Source organism: Nocardia sp. NPDC056000, from assembly GCF_042269265.1.
GTDB lineage: Bacteria > Actinomycetota > Actinomycetes > Mycobacteriales > Mycobacteriaceae > Nocardia.
Window position 1 is genome coordinate 337,347 of sequence record NZ_JBHJXS010000003.1, and the last position, 15,517, is coordinate 352,863.

At 67.0% G+C, this 15,517-nt stretch carries 16 protein-coding genes; 6 read left to right on the plus strand and 10 right to left on the minus strand.

Annotated elements, in window-relative coordinates; genetic code table 11:
• Positions 1-70: 70 nt before the first annotated feature.
• Positions 71-1,123 carry a fatty acid desaturase family protein gene (locus tag ACFC4D_RS10140; RefSeq protein ID WP_375952917.1) on the plus strand — a complete coding sequence of 351 codons (1,053 nt, stop codon included), beginning with the start codon at positions 71-73 and terminating at the stop codon, positions 1,121-1,123.
• A gap of 14 nt (positions 1,124-1,137) precedes the next feature.
• Here ACFC4D_RS10140 and ACFC4D_RS10145 read toward each other — a convergent pair whose 3' ends face one another.
• The 4 genes from ACFC4D_RS10145 to ACFC4D_RS10160 form a co-directional block, all read right to left on the minus strand.
• Positions 1,138-2,871 carry a thiamine pyrophosphate-dependent enzyme gene (locus ACFC4D_RS10145; RefSeq protein ID WP_376062461.1) on the minus strand — a complete coding sequence of 578 codons (1,734 nt, stop codon included), beginning with the start codon at positions 2,869-2,871 and terminating at the stop codon, positions 1,138-1,140.
• Positions 2,872-2,928: 57 nt separating this feature from the next.
• A complete protein-coding gene (locus ACFC4D_RS10150) occupies positions 2,929-4,038 on the minus strand; it encodes a hypothetical protein (RefSeq protein WP_376062462.1) in 1,110 nt (369 codons plus the stop codon).
• Between the two features lie 194 nt (positions 4,039-4,232).
• Positions 4,233-5,459, minus strand: coding sequence for a cytochrome P450 (locus tag ACFC4D_RS10155; protein ID WP_376062463.1), 1,227 nt, complete (start codon positions 5,457-5,459; stop codon positions 4,233-4,235).
• Between the two features lie 148 nt (positions 5,460-5,607).
• Positions 5,608-7,071, minus strand: coding sequence for a glycoside hydrolase family 76 protein (locus ACFC4D_RS10160; RefSeq protein ID WP_376062464.1), 1,464 nt, complete (start codon positions 7,069-7,071; stop codon positions 5,608-5,610).
• 153 nt (positions 7,072-7,224) lie between these two features.
• Here ACFC4D_RS10160 and ACFC4D_RS10165 point away from each other — a divergent pair, with 153 nt between their 5' ends.
• Positions 7,225-7,575 carry a hypothetical protein gene (locus ACFC4D_RS10165; protein WP_375952903.1) on the plus strand — a complete coding sequence of 117 codons (351 nt, stop codon included), beginning with the start codon at positions 7,225-7,227 and terminating at the stop codon, positions 7,573-7,575.
• Positions 7,576-7,598: 23 nt separating this feature from the next.
• Here ACFC4D_RS10165 and ACFC4D_RS10170 read toward each other — a convergent pair whose 3' ends face one another.
• The gene (locus tag ACFC4D_RS10170; RefSeq protein ID WP_376062465.1) at positions 7,599-8,546 is read right to left on the minus strand and encodes a MerR family transcriptional regulator; all 948 of its coding nucleotides are present in this window, start codon (positions 8,544-8,546) and stop codon (positions 7,599-7,601) included.
• Between the two features lie 67 nt (positions 8,547-8,613).
• Here ACFC4D_RS10170 and ACFC4D_RS10175 point away from each other — a divergent pair, with 67 nt between their 5' ends.
• The gene (locus ACFC4D_RS10175) at positions 8,614-9,261 is read left to right on the plus strand and encodes a maleylpyruvate isomerase family mycothiol-dependent enzyme (RefSeq protein ID WP_376062466.1); all 648 of its coding nucleotides are present in this window, start codon (positions 8,614-8,616) and stop codon (positions 9,259-9,261) included.
• 215 nt (positions 9,262-9,476) lie between these two features.
• A complete protein-coding gene (locus tag ACFC4D_RS10180; RefSeq protein WP_364635458.1) occupies positions 9,477-9,644 on the plus strand; it encodes a hypothetical protein in 168 nt (55 codons plus the stop codon).
• A 29-nt stretch (positions 9,645-9,673) separates the two neighbouring features.
• On the opposite strand, the gene ACFC4D_RS10185 is transcribed toward ACFC4D_RS10180, so the two are convergent.
• The 3 genes from ACFC4D_RS10185 to ACFC4D_RS10195 all read right to left on the minus strand — a co-directional run bounded on the left by ACFC4D_RS10185 (position 9,674) and on the right by ACFC4D_RS10195 (position 11,872).
• On the minus strand, positions 9,674-10,528 hold the full coding sequence (locus tag ACFC4D_RS10185; protein WP_364635455.1) for an NAD(P)H-binding protein: 855 nt from the start codon (positions 10,526-10,528) through the stop codon (positions 9,674-9,676).
• A 5-nt stretch (positions 10,529-10,533) separates the two neighbouring features.
• Positions 10,534-11,538, minus strand: coding sequence for a saccharopine dehydrogenase NADP-binding domain-containing protein (locus tag ACFC4D_RS10190; RefSeq protein WP_376062467.1), 1,005 nt, complete (start codon positions 11,536-11,538; stop codon positions 10,534-10,536).
• 166 nt (positions 11,539-11,704) lie between these two features.
• The gene (locus tag ACFC4D_RS10195) at positions 11,705-11,872 is read right to left on the minus strand and encodes a hypothetical protein (protein ID WP_364635449.1); all 168 of its coding nucleotides are present in this window, start codon (positions 11,870-11,872) and stop codon (positions 11,705-11,707) included.
• A 185-nt stretch (positions 11,873-12,057) separates the two neighbouring features.
• Between ACFC4D_RS10195 and ACFC4D_RS10200 the strand changes: the two genes are divergently transcribed.
• Complete coding sequence (locus ACFC4D_RS10200; RefSeq protein ID WP_376062468.1) at positions 12,058-12,747, plus strand: class I SAM-dependent DNA methyltransferase; 690 nt, start codon at positions 12,058-12,060, stop codon at positions 12,745-12,747.
• Here the strand turns inward: ACFC4D_RS10200 and ACFC4D_RS10205 are convergent.
• On the minus strand, positions 12,719-13,339 hold the full coding sequence (locus ACFC4D_RS10205; RefSeq protein WP_364635442.1) for a TetR/AcrR family transcriptional regulator: 621 nt from the start codon (positions 13,337-13,339) through the stop codon (positions 12,719-12,721). The genes ACFC4D_RS10200 and ACFC4D_RS10205 overlap by 29 nt on opposite strands.
• A 46-nt stretch (positions 13,340-13,385) precedes the next feature.
• Between ACFC4D_RS10205 and ACFC4D_RS10210 the strand changes: the two genes are divergently transcribed.
• Positions 13,386-14,234, plus strand: a complete 849-nt coding sequence (locus ACFC4D_RS10210; protein WP_376062469.1) for a phytanoyl-CoA dioxygenase family protein — start codon at positions 13,386-13,388, stop codon at positions 14,232-14,234.
• Positions 14,235-14,253: 19 nt separating this feature from the next.
• Here ACFC4D_RS10210 and ACFC4D_RS10215 read toward each other — a convergent pair whose 3' ends face one another.
• The gene (locus ACFC4D_RS10215; protein WP_376062470.1) at positions 14,254-15,477 is read right to left on the minus strand and encodes a PucR family transcriptional regulator; all 1,224 of its coding nucleotides are present in this window, start codon (positions 15,475-15,477) and stop codon (positions 14,254-14,256) included.
• Positions 15,478-15,517 lie beyond the last annotated feature (40 nt).

Genomic DNA, 15,517 nt, shown 5'->3' on the forward strand with positions numbered 1-15,517 from the left:
CGGCGAACACCAAAGGGGTGCTCGCCGATCAACAGCGACAGCAGGATGTGCAGAGCCCGTGGTGATTGAGATGACGCAGCCCAGGTCTGCGTCGATTGTCCAGACGCGGCTGCCTATGGCGCGCGATACCGCGCCCATTCGCGGCAGCGAGTACGCGGTACTGCTGCGCCGGGTGCGGCAGGCGGGTCTGCTGGATCGGCGCGTGCGCGCGTACGGGGTGCGCAGTGCGATCACCGCGGCGGTGTACTTCGGTGGGTGGGCGGCGCTCGTGGCGATCGGCGATTCGTGGTGGGCGCTGGCCCCCGCGCCGGTACTGGCCGCGGTGTTCTCCCAGATCGCGTTTCTCGGGCACGATGCCGGGCATCGGCAGATCTTCGGCACCCGCCGCGCCAACTACATCTACGGGGTGATCGCGGGCAATCTCGCGATCGGGTTGAGCATCGGCTGGTGGACCAGCAACCACAATCGGCATCACGCGCATCCCAATACCGAGGGCGCCGATCCCGATGTGTCGGGCATCCTGGCGCATTCGGGGGAGCGCGCCGCGACCGGAAAAGGCTGGCGGCGGTTCATCTTCCGGTATCAGGCGTGGCTGTTCTTCCCGCTGCTGCTGCTGGAGGCGGGCAGCCTGCACTTCTCCAGCGTCCGCGCGGTGGTGAAATGGCCGCTGCGGCACCGCTTCTGGGAGGGTGCGCTGCTCGCCGCGCACGCGGCCGGATATCTGGCGACCGTTTTCCTGGTGCTGTCACCGGTCAAGGCGCTGGTGTTCATCGCGGTTCAGCAGGGTCTGTTCGGTTTCTACATGGGCTGTACCTTCGCGCCGAACCACAAGGGCATGGAGGTCTTCGAGGAGGGCGAGGATCCGGACTTCCTGCGCCGCCAGGTGCTGTCCTCCCGCAATGTGCGGCCGAGCGCGCTCACCGATACGGCCATGGGCGGGTTGAACTATCAGATCGAGCATCACCTGTTCCCGTCCATGCCCCGGCCCAGCCTGCGCTACGCCCGGCCGATCGTGATGGATTTCTGTGCCGAGCGCGGACTTCCGTACGCCGAGACCTCCCTGCTCGATTCCTACGCCCAGGCGCTCAAGCACCTGGACGCGGTCGGCCACCACGCCCAGTGATCACACGCTGACCGTCACAGCAGCCGGATGTTGTGCGTGGCGGTGCGGCGCACGCTCTCGAAATCACCGCTCAGTGCCTGTTTGGCCATGCTGAGCGTGAAACCGGTGGCCGCGTCCATGGGCACGTGCTCGGGCAGGGCGAGGGCGTACTTGTCCACGACCACATCGAGCACGGTCGGCCCGCCGGTGTGCCGCAGGGCATTTCGCACCGCGGTGCGCAGATCGCCGGGGTCCTCGACCCGAATTCCATTGGCCCCCATGGCCTCGGCGACCTTACTGAAATCCGGGTTCTGGAAGTCGGTGCCGTAGGGGATCAACCCGGCTTCCTGCTGTTCGATATTGACGAAATCGAGCATGCTGTTGTTCAGGATGACGTGCACCACCGGGGTCTGCCGCTGCACCTCGGTGAGCAGATCGCCGAGTCCCAGCATGGTGAATCCGCCGTCCCCGCACAGCGCGATGGTCTGGCGTCCGGGATAGGCGAGTTGTGCGCCGAAGGCATTGGGCGAGGCATTGGCCATGGACGCCCAGGAGAACGAGCCGAACAGCCTGCGCTGTGGTCCGTAGCTGATGTGCTGGGAGGCCCACATGACAGCGGTGCCGGTATCGGCGAAGAACAGCGCGTCGTCCGCGGCTTCCTCGTCCAGGATCGACGCCAGGTACTCCGGCCGGATCGGGGACAGCTCCGGGCCCTTGGTGATGTAGTGCCGCAGCCGTTCCCGCGAATTCACGGTCAGCTTCACGCATTTCTTCAGGAAGCGATCCTCGGACTTCTCGGTGACCATGGGCAGCAAGGCCGCGACGGTCGCCTTGACATCGCCGATCACCGCCAGCTCCAAGGGAATTCGCCGCCCCAGATGGCGGGCGTTGCGATCGACCTGGATTACCTTGACCTTGTCATGCGGCAGGAAGTTCGGATACGGGAAGTCCGTGCCGAGCATGAGCAGCACATCGCATTTATTGACCGCTTCCCAGCATCCGCCGTAGCCGAGCAGCCCGGTCATGCCGACGGCATTGGGATTGTCGTACTCCAGCCACTGCTTGCCCTTGAGCGAGTAACCCACCGGCGCGCGCAGCTTTTCGGCGAGTTCGCGGACCTCCGCGGTCGCGAACTCACAGCCGTCGCCACCGAAGATGGCCACGGTGCCGCCCGAATTGATCAGCTCGGCCATGTCCGAAAGATCTTGGCTCCCGGCCGGTCCCGGCGTCGTGGCCGGAAGCGCCAAGGGCAGGGTGATCTTCGGGGCCTTGCGCACCGCCACATCGCCGGGCAGCGAGATGACCGTCGGCCCCCGCTCGGCCAGCGCGATGGTGACCGCACTGCCCACCACATGCGGCAGCTGCGCCGGATCGGCGATCCGCCCGGTGTACCGCGATGCGGTCTCGAAGAACTTGTACGGATTCAGCTCCTCGACCGTACTGCTGTCCCACATGGCGGTTTCGGTATCGCCCGCGATGGCGATGACCGGCGCGGCCTCCTTGCGCGCGTCCAGCAGCCCGTTGATCAGATGTGTCACGCCCGGTCCCGCCGTACCGCACACCGCCACCGGCCGCCCGGTCAATCGCGCCTCGGCGACGGCGGCGAACACCCCGTACTCCTCATGCCGGACATGGACGAAATCGATCTGCCCATTGCGGCGCATGGCATCGATGACCGGGTTGAGGGCATCGCCCACGATCCCGTAACACCTTCGGACCCCGGCGGATTCGAGCATCTTCCACATGGCATCGGCGACATTGTCGGACATGGGTGCGCGTCCTTCCTGAAACTGTCTGACTGTGGTCGGAGCAGGGCGGAATCGGCGTTACGGGGCGTAGCGCAGAATCGCCGCAGCCGGTGTCGATTCCGGCAGGTCGGCGGCGCGCACGGCCAGCACGCGGCCACCGGACAGCAGTACGCGCCGGGCGATCTCATCGAGCACGCCGGGTGCCTCGATATCGGAAGCCGTTGCCAGGGTGAGGGTTCCGTCATCCTCGGCGATCGAACCGTGCACGGTCGCGTCGATATCGACCATGAGCGTGTCGACGGTGCCGAAGGTGGCGGCGCGGGCGATATCCGCGAGATCGGTCGCACCGCGGCCCTCGGCGCGCCGCTGCTCGAAAAGCGCACGCAGATCGGCCAATTCGTGTTCGTAATGCCGGTCCAGGATCTCCCGTGCCCGGGCGGCGAGCTGTTCGTCGGTGAGGTGTTCGGGATTGCCGGTGATGGTCTCGTCCAGCAGTCCGTCATAGCTGTTGACCGAGCGGAACAGCCCCTCGATCGGTTCGGCGGCGGCCAGGATGAGCGGCAGATCGCTGCCCGAAAGTATGGGCCGCAGTTCGGCATCCACCGCGCGGGCGTACTGGCGCACCCGGACCTTACGGCCCTCGGTGCCCTGGATGCGGCCCTTGGGCGCGCGCCCGCTCAGCGAAGCCTTGCGCGCGTAATCCGCCGCGCTGGTGGGCATATCGGTGACGCGCACATCCGCGGCGGGTCGATCGGGGGTGATCTGCACCAGCCGCACCGAACCCTCGGCGAGGGCGAGTACGAACGCGGACTGCGGGAAGGTGACCGCGCGCAGCAGCGGCTTGATGAAGAATCGGTCGCCGACCGTCACGCCCGCGTCGAGGCGATTGGGCACCCGGAAGGTCCGCATCCGGTCCGGGGTGGCATGCACGACCAGGGTGCGGGACTGGAAGCGCCAGAAGTCCTCATCGTCGATGAGATCGTCGAGTTCCTGCTCCAGCGCGGTCCGGGCCTTGCGGTCATCGATGCGGTCCAGTGCGTCGCGGGTCTGATTGGTGAACGCGATCCGGTTCTCCTCCGGGGTCGGGGTATCGGCCTCGGTGGGGGTGTAGATCGACACGGACCAGGGCGCGGACGCGTTGATCAGTGCTTCGATTTCGTGGCGGGTGGGGATATCTGTGTGCAGCATCTCTGCCCTTCCGGCTGATTCGTGGTCACCTCGAAGCTAGGACAAATATGTAACAAAGACATCTCGTGATGCATCGAAATTGTTCTACGATCGATGCCGGTGCGCGGTGGGACCGCCGGTCGGATGCCGGAAATCGCGTGGTGCGTGATCACCGACACCCGTCGTGTCGTGGTCCGGTCCTCGGTTCGATCTTGTCAGAGGGTCAGACGCACGGGGAGTTCGGCATGTCCGTTGGAGATGAAACTGCCCACCCGGGGCAGGGTGGCCGGGTCCGCGGCGAGTGCGAGATCCGGGAATCGGGCGAACAGTGCGGGCAGGGCGATGGTCGCCTCCAGCCGGGCCAGCGGCGCGCCGAGGCAGTGGTGCACACCGTAGCCGAACGCGAGGTGCTGATCCTTGCTGCCGCGCGTCGGATCGAACTCGGATGCGTTGGGGCCGTGCACCTTCGGATCCCGGTTCGCGCCCGCGTAGGAGGCGAGAATGGCCTCGCCCTTGGGAATGCGATGATCGCCGATCTCGATATCCTCGACGGCATAGCGCAGCGGAAGATGGGCCACCGGCGCTTCATAGCGCAGCGTCTCCTCCACCAGATCGGCCCAGGTGATCCGGTTCTCGGCCAGGTCGGCGCGCACCTGCGGGCGGGTCAGCAGCGCGACAATCGCCTGGTCCAGCAGGTTCACGGTGGTCTCGTGGCCCGCGTTGATGATCAGCAGCAGGGTGTCGACCAGCTCCTTCTCCGAGAGTTCGGAGCCGTCGTCCTCATCGCGGGCGGCGATGAGCGCGCTGGTGATGTCCTCGCCCGGGGATCGGCGGCGCAGTGCCACGATCTCGGTCATCAGGCCGTACATCTCGAGGTAGTTGGCCAAGCCCTCTTCCGGCCCGAGCGAGCCGTCGAAGAACCCGTCCACGCATTTGCGCAGGGCCGGATTGCGGTCCTCGGGCACGCCCATGAGTTCGCTGATCACCTGGATCGGCACCGGATAGCAGTAGCCCTCGCGCAGATCGACGGTCGCGCCGGCTGGGGTCAGCGCCAGTCCGTCCAGCAGTTCCGCGGTGATCGCCTCGATGCGCGGCCGCAGCGCGGTGGTGCGGCGATGGGTGAAGGCGGGTGCGACCAGCTTGCGCAGTCGGCGATGATCGGTGCCGTAGGCGGTGAACATATTGTCGACCGAAACCCACGGCAGCAGTGGCCATTCGGCGGTGATCTCACCGTTCATATAGGCGGTCCAGTGCTGGCGCGCGTCCTTGGAGACGCGCGGATCGGTGAGCAGCTCCTTGAGCACCGTGGCATCGGTGACCGACCAGGCGCGCACGCCGCCGGGCAGTTCGACCAGCGTGATCGGTCCGTGTTCACGAATGCGGGCGGATTCGCCCTGAATATCGGATCCCATGGGGTCCAGGACAATTGGCTGTGCGTCCATCGTGCTCTCCTCGACAGTCCGGTGATGCCTGGGCATCGCCTAGCAGTCTCCCGCGCGCGAGGGTGCCGTGTCGACGTCGGTGGTTGATCGAAAGCCGCTGCGCGCCAATATGTTCACTGCGTTAGGGGAGTGGGCGCGGCGAATCGGGCTATGCCGGAGGTTTGCCCGCGGACGCGTCGAGTGCGTCCAGGGCCGCCGCCTGGGTCGCGAAATCCGGGCGGTCGTCGGGCTGCGGCTCACCCTGCCACCGGAAGCCGTATTCATCGCCGGTCGCGCGCAGCGAATCGGCCTGGCGGGTCAGGAAATCCGCCGTCGCGACCCGGGATAGGCCGGTATCCAGCAGTTCTCGGTAGCCGCGGACGAATACGCCCTTATAGGTTTCCGCGTCAGCGCATTCGGGTCCGGGGCAGTTGGCGGCATTCGGCTCGATCAGCACACCGTCGCGCAAGAATACCGAGTCCGCACGGGTGGCCGCCGCCGCGATCGCATCGGCCGGGGCGAGTAGCTGCGTATTTCCCGAAACCCGATACAGCGCAACCAGTCCGGCGATCAGCTGTCCCTGCCCGTAGGTCCAGCGCGTGTGCTCGTCGACCAGTACGCAGGTATCGCCGTAGCGATCCAGATGATCGTTGACCGCCCCCGAGGGATCCAGCAGCGCGCGGCCCGCCCGGGAGGTGAACCAGTCCCAGGTATCGGTGGCGCGGTCGCGATACCGCGCGAGATCGGGCTTGCCGACCCGGGTCGCCAGTCTCGCGCTCGCGGTGAGGTACAGCGCGTTGGTGATCGAGTTGACCTGCTCCCACGGCCGCGTCTGTGGATCCACTCCGGTACGAGCCCACGCCAATCCGCCGTCGCAGAAGGACGCCCGCTGATCCTCGAGCCCGTCCACGATGGTCCGCGCGGCGGTGAGGTAGCGGTATTCACCGGTCAGGTCGTAGGCGTCGATCCACGCCAGCGCCCACCACAGTTCGTCATCGTTGTATCCGGTCGTCCTGGGCAGCCCGGTGCGCGCGATCTCGCCGTGCCGGTAGGTCTCGTCGAGATAGTCGAGGTACTGACGATCCCCGGTGCGGCGCATGTACCCGATGAGCGTGGTGAGCGCATTGGCGCTCTGCCAGATACTGCCGTCGCGCTCCCACAGTCCGGTGTCGTGTTGGTAGCGATCGAGTAGTCGCTCCACCGCGCGCATGCGCTGATCGGGCGGCGCGTCTCCGGCCGCGATCCAGCGCGTACAGCGCACTTCCGGCCGGTCACCGGCTTTTCCGCAGGCGCGCAGCCGATTTCGGTCGTACCGGTAGAACTGTGTGGTGGCGGCGGTATCGGGTGCGGAAACAGTTGTGCCGCCCAGATTCTCGTTGCCCGTCGGCTCATCGCCTGTACCGCGATCGAGCCAGACCGCGTCCCCGGGCCGTGCGTCCGCGATACTCGCCCAGCCGCCGCCGTCGGCCGTGGTCAGCGTGATGGTCCGCGCCCACACCCGCACCTGCGCAGTGGTGCTCCGGATATCGGTGGCCCGCTGTGGATCAGCACCGTCGGCCAACCCGTGCGCACATCCCGTGGCAAGTGCGATCGAGCCGAACAGCGCCGCCCACCGAAGTCTGCCTCCTGTCATCACCCTGCCACGTTAACGGGGGTCGTCCGTTTCACAGCGGACCCGCGCGTGTGACCGAACCTGAGAGAACTCGTAGGAGAAGCTCAGGCTATGACCAGAACCGCGCGGCACTGTGGAGGGCAGGACAGTGAACGACGAGCGTGGAGGTGCGGGATGGTCGAGCTGGAGATCACGGGGACGACCGTGACGGTGCACGTGACCGGAGCGCATCGGGTACTGGCCCTGCGCGAGCATCTGACGTTCGATCTATCGCAGGTCACCGATGTGCGCAAGGCCGAGGTGGATCTGCGGCCGCCGTGGGTCCGGGCACCGGGCACCTTCTTCCCGGGCGTGATCGCGGCCGGCACTTTCCGGGGTAAGGGGCGCAAGGAGTTCTGGGATACGCATTTCACCGGGCAGGGTGTGCGCATCGAGCTGTCGGGCGCTGATTTCACCCGGCTGGTCGTCGATGTCGCCGAGCCCGAAGTCGTGGTCGCACAGCTTCGAATCGCGGCCGCGGCCTGACCGATTCGCGGTGACATCGTGCTCTAGGCGAGCGGCATGCGGTCGCCCGCCGATCGGCGCACCGTGCGGTCCAGCGCCTGGAACAGCCAGCGCTGGCCCGCACCGGCCGTGGTCGTGGTGCCCATGACCTCGGCGGTGCGCTGCCAGTAGCGCTGTGCGCGCGGATCGGAGTCGTAGCGTCCGTGGCTGAGCTTGATCCGGAATTCCGGTGTGTCCCGGATATTTCGCGCGGCGGCGTGCGCGGCGACATAGCGGTCGAGAGCCGCCCCGGCGGTGGGTTCGACGCCCGAGCCGATCAGGGTCTCGGCCATACCGCAGGCTTCTCCGGCCCCGGCGATCAATCCGGCGCGGTCGCGCAGCGTGTATCGATCCGAGCGCCAGAGCTGCTGTGCGACAACGATCCTGAATTGCTGATCGGTGACCAGCGTGACCAGTTCGGCGTAACCGAGCACCTGCTCCGGCGTCGGATCCCGCAGCCGGTCGGGCACATTCATCTCCAGGAAGCCCTCGAACATCTCCGCGGGCACCGGGCCGAGCACCCGTCGCCAGAACGCGACCAAGGCGTCATGCGCGGCGGCTCCGTCCTGTACCGCGGTGAGCAATTCGAGTCGCGCTGCGCGCTGCGCCGGATTCGCGTCCTCGATGGCGCGCAGACTCGCTCGCCGCCAGCTGAGCGCGTCGAGTTCGATATCGACCGTCGCGCGTTCGGCGGCCACCGCCTCGGCCAGTGAGCGCTCACCGGTGAGCACGGCGCGAATCATGGTCAATCCCATGCCCAGTGCGCGCAGTCTGCGCACCAGCAGCAGTCGATCGGCGGCGTGCGCGCCGTCGAACATGCGGTGACCGCCCGAACTTCGTGCGAAGTCGAGCACCTCGTTATCGCAGTAGAAGCGAATGGTGCGCACCGGAACCCCGGTCAGCTCCGCCAGCTCACCGATGCTCACCAGGCCGCGCTGTGTGTCTTGGGTCACGATGTCTTGAACCTCCACCCGGGTGGAGTTCCTACGGTACCGACGCCGAACCGAAAGGAACTCAACGATGTCCATGACCGACGACGAAATCTGGCGGGCCGTCGCCGCCCAGCGCGTCATCCTGGTGGAACTGCTCGAATCACTCTCCGCACCGGATTGGGATCATCCCTCGCTGTGCGCGGACTGGCGCGTGCGCGATGTGGTCGCGCACGTGGTGCTCTCCAGCAATCCGGAATTCTGGGTGCTGCTGATCAATCTGATTCGCGCGCGCGGCAGCATCACCCGGCTGGCCCGCGATACCGGCATCCGGCACGCCGACCGTGTCGGCGCACCGGAATTGGTGGCGCAGTTGCGCGCCGCGATCCCGATGCGCACCACCGCACCCGGAACCACCCCGGCGGATCGTCTGATGGATGTGCTCGTGCACATCCAGGACATCGCCATCCCGCTCGGCCGCACGGTGGAAATGCCAACGGCCGCAGCGCGACTCGCGATCGAACGGGTGTGGTCCACCGGCTGGCTGTTCCGCTCCGAACAACGATTGTCCGGTTTCCATCTCCTCGCTACCGATTCCGGCTGGTCCGCGGGCAGCGGTGCGCTCGTCGAGGGCTCCACCGCCGATCTGCTACTGCTCGCCACCGGCAGATCCGCGCGCGTGCACGCGCTCACCGGACCGGGTGCGGCGGAGCTGATCCAACGGGCCGCCGTGGGCTGATTCGCTGTTGGAGAAGCGGTTTCGGCTCCGGTCCCGCACAATCAGTGAACAGGTTGACATGACCTGAATCAGGTTGCGGGATAACGATTCGGCCGCTTCGCGGTGAGCGGATGGACACGTCACGCGTGAGTGCGTACGTGCCGGGGAACTACTGCACTGTGGCCTTTCGTGACGAGGCAATGGGGCCTCTCGCGCACGAGACCTAGGAGGACGCCATGAACGAGCCGGTGTGTGTGGATTGCTGGCGGCGTGACAACCTCACCTTCGTACAGCGGCTGGACCCGGCCTTCTGCCGCCCGGGACCGGCGCATCGGTGCGCGATGCACCGTGCCATGTACGACGATCCCGGGGCCGGGACGGGCAACGATCAGCAGGCGGCCTGACCGCGCTTTCGCGAGTCGGCTACTCGCGATTATTCGCGGGATAGGTACTCGCGCAGCGTGATCGGTGGTCTGCCGGTGTACCGCTCGATGGTTTCGGTGACTCGGAAGAGTTCATGACCGGAGCCGATGGCGGCGAACATGGTCCAGAGGTGGGTGAGATGCTCCACCGCGACCGGATCGCGGTAGCGCGTCAGCGCGGTTCCGGACCATTCGTCGGCATCGACGTGTTCGTAGGGGACGCCGAGGATTTCGGCGGCCTCGCCGACGGTCATGACCTCGCCCGCCAGCCACAGCACGGGGTCGACGGATTCGCCGGTGCGCAGCACACCGCTGCCGACACCCGCGACATCCTCGGCCGCGATCAAGGGCAGCACGGTATCCGGGGATCCGAGGGGTAGCGCGAGCACACCGCTGTCGCCGATGGCGACGCGCAGGTTCTCGAAGAACACCGCCGCCCGCAGGTGCACCGCGCCGATCTCGGCGCGATCGAGGACCTGTTCGGCGACCCAGTGCCTGCGCATATGCGGCGTGCCCGCGTTATGCGCGGAACCGAGCTGGGATACCGCGACCACGCGCTCCATCGCGGACTCGCGGGCGGCCGCCGCGAAAACGGCGGTGGCGTCCAGCATTCCGGCGGTCACCGGATAGGTGAAATACGCGCGCCGCACACCCTCGGTGGCGGGTAGCACCGTGGCGATCTCCCGGAGATCGCCCAGTGCGATCTCGGCCCCGAGATCCTTCAATTCGGCGGCGCGGGCGTCATCGTGATGGACGAAGGCGCGCACCGGCAATCCCGCATGCAGCAGGGATTCGGCGACCCGGCGGCCGGTGCCGCCCTGGGTGCCACCGGCCGCGCCGGTGACGAGAATCGGTTCCGTTGTCATGGTGTTCACGCCTTCCCTGGCAGGTCGAGGGTGAATGCCCCGCTCGTCGCGAGGGCGGTGAGGAATTCGGTCGCGTCGAAAGCCTCGGCGGGACTGGACACTCCGGCCTTGGCCGCGCCCCCGGCGAGCCGGACCGCCGCCTCCACCGACGCCAGCGCCGCGGCGCGCCAGAGATCGCGGCCCCGGAGATTCCCGGCGGCCGATCCGGGTCCGGCCAGTACCTGTGCGGTGATGGTGAATTCGCTGTCGGCGCGGGCTTCGGGTGCCACCTGTTCGCTGGCGAACGCCTGCTCCTCGGCGAAGGTGGCGGCGGTGAGTTGCGCCTCCACCGCCCGGGTGCGGGTGTGCCGGGGAATGGTGACCGCCTCCGGGAAGGGCACCGGGGCGATCATCGGCCGCGGGCCGACCGGAGGCGGGAAGGCGAAGATCGCGCTGCGCGGCTCCACGAATCCGTACTGCTGTTGTCCGTCGAAAAATCCGATCCGGTCGGTATCCGCGAAAAGCAGCCGCGCGGTTTCCACCGCACCGTGCGTCATCATCCAATTGCTCACCGCGTACGCCACGGTGATGCGGTCGATATCCGGAATATCCCGCGCCACCGCGCCCGCGAGCAGATCACCCAGTCCGCCGTAGAAACTCACGCTCGGCAGCAGGGTGACCCCGGCGCGCTGCGCGCGATCGGGAAAATCGTCGAACAAACGCTTGACGTGGTGCACCTCGACCGCGTGATCGACATAGTGACAGCCGCCCTCGACCGCGGCCGTGGCGAGCGGCAAGCCGGTGTCGGCGAAGGGCCCGGCGCAGTGAATGAGCACGTCGGCGGCCTCGGCCAGTGCGCGCAGTGCGACGGGATCATCCACCGCGGCGGGCATGGCACGGGTTGCTTCGAGCGCGTTGAGCGCGCCCGAATCCCGCCCGGAGACAATGACATCGGCGCCCCGGGCGAGTAGTTCGGCGGAAACCAGGCGACCGGTATGGCCGGTGGCTCCATAAACGGCAAATACAGTCATGAAGATCAACTCTTTACGCTGCTGGGCAAATGCGAATCTGCCCATCGAGCGTAGGCCCGCCCACCGACAAGTTCGGTTGTGCCGCATTCACGTTCGGCCGTGCGAGCCCACGGCCCGCCGTTGATCCGGAGCGGGCCGTGATCGAATCAGGTTCGTGCGTTTGGCTTCAGGCGATATCGCGCCGGCGGCTGCCGGCGTCCGCGCCGTCGAACATCACTTCTTCCCACCATGACGCCAGCGGACTCGGTTCGGGCCAACAGGCGTCCGCGCCGCTGAGGGTCTTCTGGGTCGTATCGTCGAGATCGAGTTGCGGGGTGTTCGCTTTCCTGCTCACGCTGGGTTGCTCCTGCGTTCTGCGCGTATGACTGCCGAGGACAGTTGGGCAAAGCAGCCATTCCCGTTTTGGTCGAGTTGAAACAAACCCCAGGTTAGGCGCTATCGCTGCGGTTCATCGGGTTTCGACGCGGCTGGCCGAAAATTACTTGGCTCGAGACCCATTCGACACGGAATACTGCCGCCATGCCGACCTTCGCCGACTTCGACCGCCGCAACTATCCGACCGTCGGGGTGGCCGACGGCTACGACGGCTGGGCGCCGACCTACGACCGGACCGTCATGGATGAGATGGATCTGGCGCTGCTGGATCGGGTGCGGGTGCGCTGGAGCGGGCGAGCGGTGGATCTGGGCTGCGGGACCGGGCGCACCGGCGGCTGGTTGCGCGCGCGGGGCGTCACCCATATCGACGGCATCGACCTCAGCGCGGGAATGCTGGACCGCGCGCGGGAACGGGGTGCGCACACCACGCTCACACAGGGCGATGTGCGTGCGACCGGATTCCCCGGCGGCGCTTACGATCTGGTGATCTCATCGCTGATCGACGAGCACCTGCCGGAGTTGGAGCCTTTCTATCGTGAGGCGCGCAGACTCGCGGCTCCCGGCGCGACCTTCGTCCTGGTCGCGTACCACCCGCAGTTCATGATGGTGACCGGTATGCCCACCCACTACACGCCCGAATCCGGTGCGCCCCTTGCCATCAGCACACATCTGCACATGTTCGGCGAGCACGTGGCCGCGGGCGTGGCCGCCGGATGGCGATTGACCGAGGTCGCCGAGGCGGTGGTGGACGAGGCGTGGCTGGCGCGCAAACCCAAATGGGCCGAGCTGCGCGGTCATCCGTTCACTATGGCGCTGGTGTGGACGCTGGACTGATCGCGGACGCGACGGCCTCGACCCCGACCGCTGCGGCGATGAAGCGCCACAGCGCCTCGGTGGCGTCCTCGACCGCGGGCCGGGGGTGGCGGCGCAGCTGTTCGGCGATACCGTGCCGCAGTGCGCCCATGACGCAGGCCCCGGCCAGTTCCGGATCGATGCTCGGGTCCAGTTCGCCCGATTCCTGACCCGAGCGGATATTGCGGCCCGCCGATTCGATGATGCGCGCCAGCGTGGCGGCCTCCACCTCGGCGACCTCGGGTTCGGTGCTGATTCGGCCAAGCAGCAGTTCGGCCAGTGGATCGGCGAAGTGGTAGGCCACGAAATTGCGGGTGCGGGCGCGTTCGCGCGGACCCCAGCCGTGTTCATCGGCAATGGTGTCATCGGCGATGGCGGCCACCAGTCCGGCGTGGAATTCCTCGTAGATCGCCACCAGCAGACCGGCTTTGGACCCGAAGTGATGATAGAGCGCCCCGGTGCTCAATCCGGAGCGCCGTTTGAGCGCGTTCAGATCGACCACGCCATTGGCGGCCACCAGCTCCGCGCGGGCGGCATCGAGAAGTTGTTGACGTCCCAGGGGAGCCCGTGCCATGCTCCGAAGCATAACAGAACTCAGTTATGTTAAACGGAGGTACGCAGTGAGCGCCGAAGTCTCATCCGTCACCGATCTGGCCGGTGACCTGGCCGGCAAGTACCGCCGGACGGAAAGCAGCGGGAGCACTGTCGATCCGGCCGTGGTGGAGGCCGATCTGGCCGCGGTACTGCGCGATGGGTACGTGATCCTGCCGGATCTGCTCACCGCCGATGAATTGAAAGCCATTCACGACGATGTCGACTCACTGCTGAACCTCAAGGGCCGCAATAACTTCGAAGGCCACGCCACCCAGCGCATCTACAGCGTGCTGAACAAGACCCGCAGCTGTGATCGGCTGGCGGCGCATCCGCGGGTGCTCGCCCTGCTCGATCGCCTGCTGATGCCGAACTATCTGCTGTCCATGCTCCAGGTCATCAATATCCTGCCCGGCGAAGCCGCCCAAATGCTGCACACCGATGACGGCTTCTATCCGCTGCCGCGCCCCCGCAAAGCCCTGAGCGCCGCCACCATCTGGGCCATCGACGAATTCACCGACAGCAATGGCGCGACCGAGATCGTGCCCGGCAGTCAGGAGTGGGGTTCACAACTCCCGCAACCGGATTCGGAACGGCGGCCGGTGGTCATGTCCGCCGGATCCTGCGTCTTCTTCCTCGGCACGCTCTGGCACGGCGGCGGCCCGAATCGCTCCACCGCACCGCGCATGGCCGTCACCGCGCAGTACTGCGAGCCCTGGTTGCGACCGCAGGAGGCGTTCACCCTGTCCACCCCGCACCACATCGCCCGAACCGTGGACGAGGACATCCGCCGCATGCTCGGCTACAGCATCCATCCGCCCTTCATCGGCCAGGTCGACGGCATGCATCCCAAACGACTGCTCGAAGCCTCGGAGTAATCGGCCGATCGGTCGCGGGTCAGCCGCCCGTCGGCGTTTCCGGGAGCAGGGCGTATGCCTGTAGTGCGCTGCCGAGCGCGGTGGCGGACGCGGGATCGGTGAGGGTGCGCCCGGTGAGCTCCTCGATACGGCGCAGCCGATAGCGAACCGTATTGGCGTGCAGGAACAGGCGACGCCCCGTTTCGGCGGCCGATCCCCGTGCGGCATACCAGGATTGGAGGGTTTCGAGCAGCCGATGGCGCTCCTCGTACGGCAGCGCCAGGATCGCGCCCAATTCCACCCGGACCATACGCGCGGCCTCGACGGGAGCGGCGGCGATCAACATGGCGAGTGGGTTGTCGTCGAAACGGGCTACGCCGGAGGCGTGTCCGCGCAATCCGGCCAGGGCGAGGCGGGCGAAATGCAGGGCCTGCGGAGTCTCGGGCAGCGATTCGTAGGGCGGGCTGATGCCCACTCGGCTGTGGTGTTTGCGCACCGCCCTGAGCACGGCGTTCTCCTGCTCGGCGGGTACCGCCAGCACCCCGATCTGCTGATCGGGCAGCAGCCGCCAGGCCGAGGTGACCCCGAGGACCCGGAGTGCGGATTCGATGCCGGGCAAAGCTTCCCGGCCCGTGGCGGGTACATCGGCGGCCGCGACCAGATATCTGCCCGTGGCGGGGAGGCCGAGAATGCGGGTCGTCTCGCCGAGCGTGGCGGGATCCGCGATCACCCCGGTGAACAGGGCCTCGACCAGCACCGAGCGCTCATGCTCACGCTGGAACAGTAGCTCGGAGGACATCTCGCGATAGGCCGTCGCCACCGCGACCGCGTATTCACCCGACAGCGCCCACACCTCGGCGGCGACGGCCACCAGCATGGCATCGGTGACGCCCGGATGCCGGCGCGCCTCGGAAACCAGTTCGGACCAGAGGAATTCGAAGCCGATGCGGAAGGCGTGCAGGGTTTCCGCCAGCGGCACACCCTGCTGTGCCCGCAGGCGGCCGGTCTCCTTCGGCGGTTCCGGATCCACCGGGATGGTGGAGGTGAAGTGCCGGATCATCAGCGTCAGATTGCGGGTGCAGGAGATGCGAATCGAATCGAACGGCACCTGCGCGGCATTGCGGTAGGACTCCAGCTCGAGCTGGAATCGGTGGGCCAGCGCCAACCCGAGATCATCGATGCGCTCCAGCAGCGCGTCCGCGACCTCGACAATCGCCGCGGGCGGCACCGTCCTGATTATCTCGAGCGGCACTTCTCCGGGCATTCGACCAGCGTACCGCCGGTGCGATTGTCCGCCGGAACAA